The sequence below is a fragment of the Acinetobacter oleivorans DR1 genome, from assembly GCF_000196795.1.
Lineage (GTDB): Bacteria > Pseudomonadota > Gammaproteobacteria > Pseudomonadales > Moraxellaceae > Acinetobacter > Acinetobacter oleivorans.
In genome coordinates, this window is the sequence record NC_014259.1 from 3,765,869 (window position 1) to 3,777,743 (window position 11,875).

An 11,875-nucleotide genomic window follows, 5' to 3' on the forward strand; every position below is an offset into this window, starting at 1 on the left:
AGAGCTTAATCTGCTCTCAGCTGTTTTAAAACTGCCCTTAATACTTCTAGACGTGCCGTATATTTATCATCAGTTGCAACAATATACCAAGGTGCGTAATCGGTACTGGTTCGCTCAAACATATCTGCTGCCGCTTTTAAATAATCATCCCATTTATCACGATTACGCCAATCTTCTGCGGTAATTTTAAAACGTTTATGCGGTGTCTCTTCTCTGGCCTTAAAGCGCTGCTCTTGCTCATCTTTGCTAATCGCAAGCCAAATTTTTACCACAATCGTTTGACTATCAAATAAATCTCTTTCAAAACGATTAATTTCGTCATAGGCACGCTGCCACTCTAAAGGTGAAGCAAAACCTTCAACACGTTCAACAAGTACGCGCCCATACCATGTCCGATCAAAGATTGTGATTTTCTCGGCTTCATTAATGCGGTTCCAAAAGCGCCATAAGTAAGGATGTCGTGCTTCAAAGCGTTCAGGTGCTCCAATACAATGAATATCATATTCACGCGGGTCTAGGTTTTTAACAATTCGCTTAATTGCCCCCCCTTTACCAGCAGCATCCATTCCCTCAAAAGCAATGACGACATTACGTTTATCGAAACGCATGGCATCAGCAATTTTTTTGCTTAGTTTATCGAGCTCTTTTTTGTATTCGGCTTTTTCAAGAGGTTCATTAGAAGGTTTTAATAAACTCTCTGGAATTTTAGCCTGCTGCCATTTCCCTTTGACTTCGGTTTCATGGTCTGGAAGTTGGCGCATGTGTTGTAAAAGGTACTGAGCAAAAAACTGATCACGTTGCTTTTCATCTTCGCCATCAATAATGTACCAATCATCGGTAAAACGACGGCGTAACTTTTGCAAAGTGTCGTATTGTTTTTTATTACGCCAATCTAGACCGTGAAGCTTATGCCAGTGTTGCTCAGACGGGTCAATTTTGTCTAAACGTTTTTGTAGTGATTTCCATGAAAGATCGAACCAGACTTTAACCACATCGACATAGTTATTTTTTAAATCTTGCTCAAATGCCCGCATATTTTCAACATAAGCATCAAAGCGTGCTTCATCTAAAGGCTCAGACACATGTGTCGCTGTTACGAGCAAATCGCTATACCAATTACCAAACATCACCACGATTTGACCTTCGGTAGGAATAAACTCCGAATAAGATTGCCAAAATGCTTCTGTATCTGTCAGCACACGTGGCGCATCTGCTTTTACTCGTAAATATCTAGGGTCTAACCACTCGCGAAGCTGCTTAACCGCTTCCCCTTTACCTGCCAGCTCAATACCACTCATTAAAATGAGTGTGCTTTTAGCGTTGGGTTTTCCCCGACTTTCTTTTAACGCATATTGTGCTTCAATCAAGTCAACTGAAAGCAGTTCTTCATCTCGAATTTCAAATTTTGGTTGTTGTTCACTCATAGTCCACGGCTCTAATATTTTATTGTTTAATTTCGATGATCTTTAACTTATGCGGTTAAATGATGAATTGCTATACAAATTATGTCATTGCGACAAAAATCTGTCTAAGAATTGACGCATGAATCATTTTTTTTACATCTACTCGCCATAGTACAAGGTTACAATGCCTCTTATGATTTTTTGCAAATAGCCCAATATTAGAGCCTTAAATGTCTAAACTCGCTGCTTTTGATGAACTTTTACAACAATATAAAACATTTAATTATCATGACAATCCAGTGCTTGCCCAACGTTTGCAAGATGTACAAACATGGCTAAAAGAGCGGATGAAAGATACGCATCACGACTTTTTTAATCTGCCTGAACATAAACTCATGTCAGAGTATTTTTTAAATCGTTTATATGGTGGTCCAGAGTTTGATGCTCTTGCAGCTCAAATTGAACGCTTATTGAAATATGCTCATAAAGCCGAAAAAGTATTGCCTGAAAATGCAATTAAAACTGGCACTAAATCGGTAAGTTTAGCTGTGCTTGCAACTCAACTTGATGAGCAAGTGGCTATGCAGCTTCTTGAGGACTATCCGGCAGATACAGTACTCACTGATGAGATTATGCGTTTAACCTTAATCAAGCTTGACCAAGCAGAAGCTCGTTATCAACAGCTTGCTCTTCTTGATGATTTAGGAGCAGCTCTCGATAGATACATGCGCTCATTTATGATGTTTACGGCCTTTAAAATGTGTAAAGGCATTGCCCAAAAATATCACTTCGAATTGATGTATGATTTTATCCAAGATGGTTTTAGTGCGATGAAACCGTTAAAATCAGCCGAGAACTTTATCAAGACTTTTACTGAAAAAGAACGCCAAATTATTGAAAATGTACATTCAGGGCATCCGAATCCGTTTAGAGTGTGATAAGGTCGGCACAGAGAAAAAATCAACCTTACGAAGTTGAGATTTTATTCATTATATTTGCATGATGATGCCTGTAAAAATAGACAAAATCTGTCATCATGCAGAACTTATTCCGTTTCACTTGAGTTTGAGTCTAGGAGAGACAATATGTCTAACGAAAACCAAAAGCCAACATCTCCAACTGAGCAGGCACAAAGTTCAGACAAAGTTAGCCCATTCCTAAGCTCACCTTTACCGTCAGGTACACCTCAAGGGCAACAACAATCTTTACAACAAACCTTAACCGATACACCTGTTAATGGTTCTGTACCGAAATATAATTTACCACGTGGTGCTGGCAATACTGGCAACGTTGGTGAAACCACTCACTTCGGTTATTCAACTGTTAGAACTGAAGATAAAGCTCAAAAAGTTGCAGAAGTATTCCACTCGGTTGCAAGCAAATATGACTTGATGAATGACTTAATGTCATTTGGTATTCACCGCCTATGGAAACGCTTCGCAATTAACATGTCTGGCGTACGCCGTGGTCAACACGTGTTAGATATTGCTGGTGGTACAGGCGATTTAGCGAAAGTATTCAGCCGCGAAGTTGGTCCTCAAGGTCATGTCGTTCTTTCAGACATTAACGAGTCTATGCTTAATGTTGGTCGTGATCGCCTCATTGATGCAGGCTGTACCAACGTTGACTTCGTACTTGCCAATGCAGAAACTTTAGAGCCTTTTGCAGATAACAGCTTTGACTTACTCACCATTAGCTTTGGTTTACGTAACGTGACAGATAAAGATGCCGCGCTTGCATCTATGTTCCGTGTGTTAAAGCCAGGTGGCCGTTTACTTATTCTCGAATTTTCTAAGCCTGTATTTGAGCCATTCTCAAAACTTTATGACCTCTATTCATTCACTGCTTTACCGATTATGGGTAAATTGGTTGCGAATGACTCTGAAAGTTATAAATATTTGGCTGAATCAATTCGTATGCATCCAGACCAACGCACCTTAAAAGGTATGATGGAAAATGCTGGCTTCCAGAACTGTGACTATCACAACCTTACTGCTGGTATCGTTGCCGTTCACCGTGGCTTTAAACTGTAAGGGATAACGATATGTGGTCGATTTTGGCACTCGGTGCAGTCGAACGTATCATTCATCATCTGATCGATCTGGATGCGGTTACACGCATTCAGCTTAATCAGTTACAGGGCAAAATGCTGCGTGTTGTGATTAATAGCCCGCAGCTTTCTGTCGATGTATTCTTTGACCAAGAAAAAGTACGTCTTGAACCTACTGCAACAGGGCACAGTGAAAAGCCTTCTATTTTTGAACAACGCCCTTTTGATGCACAATTCAAAATTTCTGAAGCAACAGCAACTTTGCATGTTAAAGATGTCGTCGAACTAATTAAATTATTGGTCAGCGATCCAGATCAGATTGGCAATATCCCATTGCAAGGTGACTACCACCTGCTACAGGATATTCAAAAGATTATGCAGCAAGCTGAACCAGATTTAGCTTCGCACTTATCAAGATGGGTAGGTCCTCAACTCGCCCACGAAATTGGCAAGATTCAACTTGCACCAAAATATTTAAAACGCTCTCTTCAAAGTCATCTATTTTTTGCAGAAGACGCATTAAAAGAAGATAGCGGTCTATTTGCCCCTCGTTGGGAAATGGATGATTTAACTCAAGCAACTCGCAAGCTTAATCAAGACATTGACCGTCTAGAAGCAAGATTGCAGCAACTCAACACACAACTACAACCCTCTCAAGATTAGGTAAGACCGTATATGATTCCGCACGTTTCACGTTTACTCGAACTTTGGCGTATTGCAGCGCACTATAGACTCGATACGTTGTTCCCTGCGGATGAATTACCAGTTAAAGCTCAACGTGCATTAAGTGTTATTAAAATGCACCCAGCTGCATGGTCTAGTCGCGAACGTAAAAATCCTTTAAAGCTCAAAGAAGCTTTGGAAGAGATGGGGCCGCTTGCAATTAAGCTTGGACAATTACTGTCAACTCGACGTGATTTGATTCCACCTGAAATACTCGCTCAATTGGTCTTACTTCAAGATCAGGTCAAACCTTTTGATAGCAATGTTGCCAAACAACGTATTCAAGAATCATTGAAAGCTGACGTAAATACCTTGTTTGCACGATTTGATGACCAGCCATTAGCAGCTGCTTCAATTGCACAAGTTCACACTGCTGCTTTGCACGACGGTCGAGAAGTTGTTGTTAAAGTGACTCGTCCTGACATTCGCAACCAAATTTTGCAAGACTTTGAGATTTTGGCATGGTTAGGCAACACACTAGAAAGTCGCCTTGAAGCTGCTCGTGCCTTACATCTCTCTGAAATTATTCAAGACTACCGCCAGATTATCTTAAATGAGCTGGACTTGAGTATCGAAGCAGACAACACCCGTCGTATGCGCCATTATTTTACTGGCTCAACCATGATGTATGTGCCTGAAGTCTACATGGACACCAAAGATGTCATGGTTGCGGAGCGCATTACAGGTGTACCTATTTCAGATACGGCAACCTTTGACCGTCTAGGCATGGACCGTGCACAACTTGCAGAAAAAGGATTAACCATTTTCTTTACGCAAGTATTCCGCGATAACTTTTTCCATGCCGACATGCACCCTGGCAATGTCTTTGTAGAAACAATTAACCCAAGCAATCCACGCTTTATTGCACTCGACTGTGCAATTATGGGTGAATTATCTAAGCATGACCAGATGACTATTGCCCGCATGTTGCTTGCTGTAATGAACAGCAACTTTATGCAGCTCATTCAAATTGTGCATCAAGCTGGCTGGATTCCACCGGGTACAGACCAAGATGCGCTATCGCGTGAAATGCGTCGCACCGTTGGTCCAATGGTATCTAAACCAATGGATCAACTTGATTTTGCGGGCATCTTGATTCAAGTAATGGATATTGCCCGTCGCTTCCATTTAGAGATTCCGCCACAACTCATGTTGTTGCTAAAAACTTTAGTGCATGTCGAAGGCCTAGGGACCGATCTTTACCCGCAGCTCGACATCTGGAAATTGGCAAAACCAATTTTGACTGAATGGGTCAAGGCCAACATGAACCCAGTCAAAAATATAAAAGAGTTAGGACAACAATTACCTGACCTGCTTTTAGGTGCTCAAGATTTCCCAAGCTTAATTGTCGATAGTTTAAATGGTTTAAAAAATCAGTCTGCTTGGCAAGACCGTCAGTTACGCGAAATGCAGCAACTTCGTTTGCAAATGGAACATCAACAACGCCGCAGCTGGATGTTCGGTAGTAGCATGCTGATTTTACTCACCATCGCGATTATTAGCCCTTGGTTTGTTTCTATTATTTTAATTGTGCTAAGCAGTTTATTAGCGCTTTGGCGTATATTGAAATAAGTTTAAAATCCCTTGCCCGCGCAAGGGATTTTTTTATGTGAAAACTTTAATTTTCAAAAAAATTATAGATCAGCTATTCGTTGATTGTTAAATTGAATCTATAAATGCATCAAAAGAACAAACAATGAAAACACCTCATTTTGCGATTATCGGTGCCGGTACCGCAGGTTTAGCCACTGCGATTTTGCTCGCCCGTGAAGGTAATAACATTACTATTTTTGAACAAGTTGATGAGTTATCTCCAGTAGGTGCAGGTTTATTACTACAACCGGCGGGCTTAGCAGTATTTGAACATTTAGGGGTGCTCGATAAAGCTCTAACATTAGGAGCAAAAGTAACAGGGTTAGAGGGGCAACTTCCCAACAAGCGTCTTTTAGTCGACAGCCACTATCACGAAGCATCTACAAATCTCTATGGTTTAGGTATACACCGGGCTACTTTATGCCATGTACTCACCCAAAAGCTTAGTGAGTATTCGAGCCAAATTACTTGGCGTATGAACCATTCTGTTGAGAGTTTTGAAGAACATAACAATGAAGTTCGATTATTCGGAACTCATCAAAATCAAAAGTTTGATGCTTGCTTTGATGCCGTCCTTATTGCAAATGGTGCTCGGAGCCAATTACGCCCCAAAGCATGGGTAAAAGTTGACCAAGCCTATCCTTGGGGTGCGGCGTGGAGTATCGTGCCTGAGTGCCAAGTACTCGATTCTGAAATTCTGCATCAATTTTATGATCGCTCAAAGATTATGATGGGAATTCTTCCTACAGGAGCGATTCCAACAGAACCTCAACAGCGCCTTTCAAGTATCTTCTGGAGCTTACCGACGCAGCAATTACAAAGCTTCTTGCAAGATGAGCAAGCTAAACAAACTTGGTTAAAGCAAGTCTCAGAGCGATGGCCCAAAGTTGCAGAATGGCTAAAAGAGATTTTATACGACAGTCAAACTCAGCCTAAATGGCTATCTGCAAACTACCGTGATGTCGTCATGACTCAATTTGGTCAAGGCAGAATTGGAGTGATTGGCGATGCCGCTCACGCGATGAGTCCTCAGTTAGGACAAGGGGCCAATATGGCATTATTGGATGCTTGGGCTTTTTCTCAGTCATTGCAACATGCCCAAAAGAATCAAAAGATTGATTGGCCCCTGCTCTGGCAGCACTATCATCAACTTCGCCACTCATCTACTCAGTTTTATCAATTTCTTAGTCGCTTACTGACACCCCTTTATCAATCTGACCATTGGTGGGCTGGAGGCTTAAGAGATTTAGTTTTCCCTTGGATGTATCAAATCCCCTATTTTCGAAAAGAAATGGCAATCACGATTTCGGGATTAAAGACTGGTCCATTTCAGCAAATTGATTATGATCAAGTCGCTCAAACGCCTAGAGAAAGCCGTGCTTTCAATTTAAAAAACGAATCTTTGTCTGACTATTAACCCAACTAAATGATAGTGAACAACACATGAAAATTAGCCATCTTGATCATCTTGTTTTAACCGTCTCAAATATTGAAATTACCTGTAATTTCTATCAAACCGTATTAGGGTTTGAGGTCATCACTTTTAAAGGTGATAGAAAGGCTCTACAGTTTGGAAATCAAAAAATAAATTTACACCAGCAAGGTAACGAGTTTGAACCTAAGGCATTACAGCCAACTCCTGGATCTGCCGACCTGTGTTTTATTTCAGAAACTCCCATTTCCGAAGTGATTGCGCATCTTAATCAATTAAATATTACAATTGAGGAAGGCCCCATTGAACGTACGGGTGCGGCGCACCCTATTCTTTCAGTTTATATTCGCGATCCAGATCAAAATTTGATTGAGATTTCAAATAACATAAAGTTATAAGTCATTTATAGTTTGCAGGGATATTTTGTAATTGTTTTTCAATATCCCAATCTTTGGGTTTCTCTTTTGATGTCCACCAATTAGCACCTGCCTCCAACCATTTCTTGCGGTACGTTTTTACAGATGCTTTAGTATAATCCTCATATCCAAATTCAACACCACAACAATCACAAATGTCAAAGTTTGGATTTTCCCCATCTTCACCCCATGGTTCTTCAGGTTGTATAAGCCCACATATTCGACAAGCAAAATTTTCTATTTTTTCCAAAATTTATTTTCCTAAGTTATGCAAGACGATTAAATAATTTTATAATAACGATAACTTCGCAAATCAAAATTAATTTGAACAACTCTTAAATTACAATTTACTCATAACGATCTTATAGACAAATCATATAACCGATTTTTTATACAACAAGCATAGCCAACCCTAAGCACAAGCGCTACACTAGCTGCTTTCCACCCAATGGATTTCCACTCATGTCAAACTGGTTAGATGAAGTTAAATTTGATTCCAATGGTCTTATCCCTGCCATTGCTCAACATCATCAAACCGGACGTATTTTGATGGTGGCGTGGATGAACCGTGAAGCACTCGCGCTCACAGCAGAAAAAAATCAGGCTGTTTACTTCTCTCGCTCTCGCCAAAAACTTTGGCACAAGGGTGAAGAATCAGGCCATTTCCAAATTGTTTATGAAATTCGTCTGGACTGTGACGGCGACGTGATTATTCTACAAATTGAACAACACGGTGGTATTGCATGCCATACGGGTCGTGAGTCTTGTTTCTATCGTAAACTCACACCACAGGGTTGGGAAATTGTCGATGCACAATTAAAAGACCCTACTGCAATTTATGGTGACAAAGCTAAAACTGAAGCACACGATCATGCTCACACCACAGAACAAGTCGATGTACTTGCTCACTTAGGGCAATTGATGCAAGAGCGTAAGCAAGCTGAAGCTGATACTTCATATGTTGCAAGCCTCTACAAAAAAGGCATCAATAAAATCTTAGAAAAAGTGGGTGAAGAAAGTGTAGAAGCAATTATTGCTGCTAAAGATTTTGCCGCACAGGATTCAGAAGCTCACTTAAACGATCTCGTTTATGAAACAGCAGATTTGTGGTTCCATACTATTGTGATGTTGGGTTATTTCGATCTTAATCCACAACTTATTATTGACGAATTAGCTCGTCGTCAGGGTTTATCTGGTTTAGTTGAAAAAGCTAACCGCAACAAGGTTTAAAATCACTCAGTGTCGAATATTGAAAAACCTAAAGCCACCTATGAGCAAGCGATTGCCATAGATAACGCACGTCTTGGGCAATCATTTAAAGTGATTGCCTATGCGGGTACAGGTAAAACTACTACATTACAAATGATTAGCGATGCCATGCCTGAACGGCGCGGTATGTATTTGGCATTTAATAAGGCCATTGCCGGCGAAGCACAGAACAAATTTCATCGTAATGTAGACTGCCGTACTTTTCACTCGCTCGCGTTTCGGAGCGTGCCGCGCGGTGTGACTGATAAATTACGCTTGCCTCGTTTAAGTCCAAGCTTTATTGCTAAAGAATATCGACTAGAACCGATTACCTTACGACGTATGATGGGTGGGCGTTACGAGAAATATGTCTTAATGCCAAGCCGTCTAGCGAGTCTTGTAGCAAATGCGGTGAGCTATTTCTGTTCAACGAGTTCTCAATATCCAGCACCTCGACATATTCAGGCACCTAACTGGTTGCATCCAGACGATATTATCGAATTACAAAATCACCTTTACCCTGCTGTAGAACGACGTTGGTTAGAGTCGATTGACCAAAACCATCAAGCTGGTATTGGACATGATATTTACCTCAAACTTTGGGCATTGTCAGAGCCAAACATTCCTACTGACTATGTCTTGTTTGATGAAGCACAAGATGCTGACCCACTAATGCTAGGTATTTTGCTTCGCCAAAAAAATACTCAAGTTATTTATGTCGGTGATGCACATCAACAAATCTACGCTTGGCGTGGTGCAATTAATGCTATGCAACAATTGCCCTTGGCCGAATCTCGGTTAACCACTTCTTTTCGTTTTGGCGAAACGATTGCCGATGTGGCCAATGCACTGCTTGGCGGTCTAAATGAAACTGTTCCCTTGCTTGGTAATCCAAACCAGAAATCAAGTGTAGTGAATAAACCGCATACCAAAATGCGTGATGCGATTTTATGCCGTACCAATGCTCGTGCAATGGAACTTTTACTGGCAGGCTTAGTTCACGGCGATAAAGTAAGTTTGCAGGCGGATCATCAAAAACTAAACCGTTTTGTAGACGCCGCAAGTCTCTTAAAGCAAGGAAAACGAGTTACTGACGTTCCTGAATTGGCATGGTTTAACTCATGGCACGATGTACATGAGTACTGTGAAACCAATGAAGGAAGTGACATTAAACCATTGGTTAAACTGGTTGATGATCACGGCACTGACCCACTAAAAAAAGCACTTGCAAAGATTACTCCACTTGAGCAAGCTGATTATGTCATCTCTACAGCTCATAAAGCGAAAGGGCTAGAATGGAATCGCGTTCATATTGAAGATGACTATCAATTTAAAATTAATGGCTTAGAACACAAGATTAGTGATGAAGAGTTAAGATTACTTTACGTTGCCTGTACTCGTGCTAAAGTAAGTCTAAATATCCATCATCTTTATGATCTGATACAACAATTAAAACTAAGGGCGCCTTTAAGTCTTCGTCAATCGGTTGGTTGAAGCGCTCATAATTAGGTGAGCCTATGCAACTTGAATCTATCCAATTTAAACATATTGCTCTGTTTCACGATCTTAAAATACAGTTTCAATATGAAAAACAGCCGATTACCTTAATCTTAGGTGAACAAGCAACGGGTAAAAGTATGTTGCTCAAACATACTTACCATGCTCTAACTTGGTTCCCTGCCCGTTTTAAAGATTTACGTAGTCCCGGTATTGTTATGCCTGACCAAGACATTACTCAATCGCGTCTACAGTCAAAAATCGAAGTGACCCTTCAAGTTCCACCAGAAATTGGCTCTTTACCAGAAAGTACTTCTGCACAACAGGTAGATTCTTCGCTGTGTAGCTGGAAACTTTTTAAAACCCTAAATTCAAGTGGCATTGGAATCAGCCAAGTTGAAACTCAACAACTTGACCAGACTATGGCCCTTTATCAACAAGTCATCAAAAAAGATCCATTACAAGGATTACCCTTAATCGCTTACTACCCAGCCGAGCGATTTGTAAATGATATTAATCTGCTCAATAAAAATTTACCCGGCATAACTCAAGCCATTTCAGCCTATGATATTAGTCCAGTTCCGTTCACAACCTTCACTCGTTTTTTTGAATGGTTACGCGAAATTAGTGATATCGAAAATGCTCAAGCTGCACATTTAGTACAACGCATTAAATCTAAGCAATCAGATCCACAAGATCAGACAGAACTATTAAATGAGCTTCAAAAAGAGTTATCTGGGCAGCCTAAACAGCTCACCGCACCTAACCTCTACGCTCTTAAAAATGCATTAAATATTGTTTTGCCTGAGCTCAAAGACTTATATTTACAATATCAGCCTAGGCTTCAACTTATGGCTGACTATGATGGCCAAACCCTACCTTTTCAGCAACTTTCCAACACCACAAAAACATGGATTGCTTTAGTGGGCGATATTGCCCGCAGGCTCTGTTTACTCAATCCGTTAAGCCTAAATCCTTGTCTTGAAGGTGAAGGAATTTTATTGATTGATCAAATTGATGCACAACTCGATGCACAGCATTGTTCAGAAATTTTAAACAAACTCCATCAAGCATTCCCACGCTTACAAATTATTGCAACTGGAAGTCGTGAAGAGTTACTAGAACATGCCTCGGCCTATCAATGTTTAAAATTAGAGCATGGTAAAATTAGTCATCTCGATTTAAATACCACAAAACAACAGCTTGAACACATCTATACATTACTCCAAAGAAGTGAGTCATTAGTTCCACATATAGAAGCACAGCTTCCAAGCTTAATAGACCCTACTCCCTCTCCAGCACAGGTTGATGTTTTATTTCAGCAAATTCAGGGTTTAAATGAACAACAAAAAAACGAATTGCTACGCATGATTCATGCAGGAGACACACCAGAAGAAAGCCCTTCTGTTTAAATTTTATAATCAATCGGCTCTCTTTTTATAATTAAAAAGCAGAGTCACAAAATATATGGTTAAGTCAGTTTTTTTAGCTTTAAAAATAACTAGATGTTGTT

Annotated in this window: 11 protein-coding genes; 9 read left to right on the forward strand and 2 right to left on the reverse strand. The window is 40.3% G+C overall.

From position 1 onward, the window contains the following. Window positions 1–5 precede the first annotated feature (5 nt). On the reverse strand, window positions 6–1,424 hold the full coding sequence (gene pap / locus AOLE_RS17685; protein WP_005301884.1) for a polyphosphate:AMP phosphotransferase: 1,419 nt from the start codon (window positions 1,422–1,424) through the stop codon (window positions 6–8). Window positions 1,425–1,633: 209 nt separating this feature from the next. On the opposite strand from pap, the gene AOLE_RS17690 reads away from it, so the two are divergent. From AOLE_RS17690 to AOLE_RS17715, 6 genes are all read left to right on the forward strand, one after another. Then, entirely contained in the window at window positions 1,634–2,341 is a 708-nt protein-coding gene (locus AOLE_RS17690; RefSeq protein ID WP_013199066.1) for an FFLEELY motif protein, read from the forward strand. Between the two features lie 147 nt (window positions 2,342–2,488). Then, entirely contained in the window at window positions 2,489–3,436 is a 948-nt protein-coding gene (ubiE, locus tag AOLE_RS17695) for a bifunctional demethylmenaquinone methyltransferase/2-methoxy-6-polyprenyl-1,4-benzoquinol methylase UbiE (RefSeq protein ID WP_005301878.1), read from the forward strand. Between the two features lie 11 nt (window positions 3,437–3,447). After that, on the forward strand, window positions 3,448–4,116 hold the full coding sequence (locus tag AOLE_RS17700) for a ubiquinone biosynthesis accessory factor UbiJ (protein WP_013199067.1): 669 nt from the start codon (window positions 3,448–3,450) through the stop codon (window positions 4,114–4,116). Window positions 4,117–4,128: 12 nt separating this feature from the next. Continuing rightward, entirely contained in the window at window positions 4,129–5,748 is a 1,620-nt protein-coding gene (locus AOLE_RS17705) for an ABC1 kinase family protein (RefSeq protein ID WP_004794982.1), read from the forward strand. 124 nt (window positions 5,749–5,872) lie between these two features. Continuing rightward, complete coding sequence (locus AOLE_RS17710) at window positions 5,873–7,186, forward strand: FAD-dependent oxidoreductase (RefSeq protein WP_013199068.1); 1,314 nt, start codon at window positions 5,873–5,875, stop codon at window positions 7,184–7,186. A 26-nt stretch (window positions 7,187–7,212) separates the two neighbouring features. Continuing rightward, entirely contained in the window at window positions 7,213–7,599 is a 387-nt protein-coding gene (locus AOLE_RS17715) for a VOC family protein (RefSeq protein ID WP_013199069.1), read from the forward strand. A 1-nt stretch (window position 7,600) separates the two neighbouring features. On the opposite strand, the gene AOLE_RS17720 is transcribed toward AOLE_RS17715, so the two are convergent. Continuing rightward, window positions 7,601–7,867 (reverse strand): hypothetical protein, encoded by a 267-nt coding sequence (locus tag AOLE_RS17720; protein WP_013199070.1) that lies wholly within the window; start codon window positions 7,865–7,867, stop codon window positions 7,601–7,603. A 212-nt stretch (window positions 7,868–8,079) separates the two neighbouring features. Between AOLE_RS17720 and hisIE the strand changes: the two genes are divergently transcribed. From hisIE to AOLE_RS17735, 3 genes are read left to right on the forward strand one after another with little or no spacing between them, the layout of a single operon-like run. Then, the gene (gene hisIE / locus AOLE_RS17725; RefSeq protein ID WP_013199071.1) at window positions 8,080–8,847 is read left to right on the forward strand and encodes a bifunctional phosphoribosyl-AMP cyclohydrolase/phosphoribosyl-ATP diphosphatase HisIE; all 768 of its coding nucleotides are present in this window, start codon (window positions 8,080–8,082) and stop codon (window positions 8,845–8,847) included. A 9-nt stretch (window positions 8,848–8,856) separates the two neighbouring features. After that, a complete protein-coding gene (locus tag AOLE_RS17730) occupies window positions 8,857–10,359 on the forward strand; it encodes a UvrD-helicase domain-containing protein (protein ID WP_013199072.1) in 1,503 nt (500 codons plus the stop codon). A gap of 23 nt (window positions 10,360–10,382) precedes the next feature. Continuing rightward, complete coding sequence (locus AOLE_RS17735) at window positions 10,383–11,774, forward strand: AAA family ATPase (RefSeq protein WP_013199073.1); 1,392 nt, start codon at window positions 10,383–10,385, stop codon at window positions 11,772–11,774. The last annotated feature ends 101 nt before the right edge of the window (window positions 11,775–11,875 follow it).

Bases quoted from the DNA above. Each gene is read 5' to 3' on its own strand.
- pap (WP_005301884.1), bottom strand. From the start codon at position 1,424: ATGAGTGAACAACAACCAAAATTTGAAATTCGAGATGAAGAACTGCTT.
- AOLE_RS17690 (WP_013199066.1), top strand. From the start codon at position 1,634: ATGTCTAAACTCGCTGCTTTTGATGAACTTTTACAACAATATAAAACA.
- ubiE (WP_005301878.1), top strand. From the start codon at position 2,489: ATGTCTAACGAAAACCAAAAGCCAACATCTCCAACTGAGCAGGCACAA.
- AOLE_RS17700 (WP_013199067.1), top strand. From the start codon at position 3,448: ATGTGGTCGATTTTGGCACTCGGTGCAGTCGAACGTATCATTCATCAT.
- AOLE_RS17705 (WP_004794982.1), top strand. From the start codon at position 4,129: ATGATTCCGCACGTTTCACGTTTACTCGAACTTTGGCGTATTGCAGCG.
- AOLE_RS17710 (WP_013199068.1), top strand. From the start codon at position 5,873: ATGAAAACACCTCATTTTGCGATTATCGGTGCCGGTACCGCAGGTTTA.
- AOLE_RS17715 (WP_013199069.1), top strand. From the start codon at position 7,213: ATGAAAATTAGCCATCTTGATCATCTTGTTTTAACCGTCTCAAATATT.
- hisIE (WP_013199071.1), top strand. From the start codon at position 8,080: ATGTCAAACTGGTTAGATGAAGTTAAATTTGATTCCAATGGTCTTATC.
- AOLE_RS17735 (WP_013199073.1), top strand. From the start codon at position 10,383: ATGCAACTTGAATCTATCCAATTTAAACATATTGCTCTGTTTCACGAT.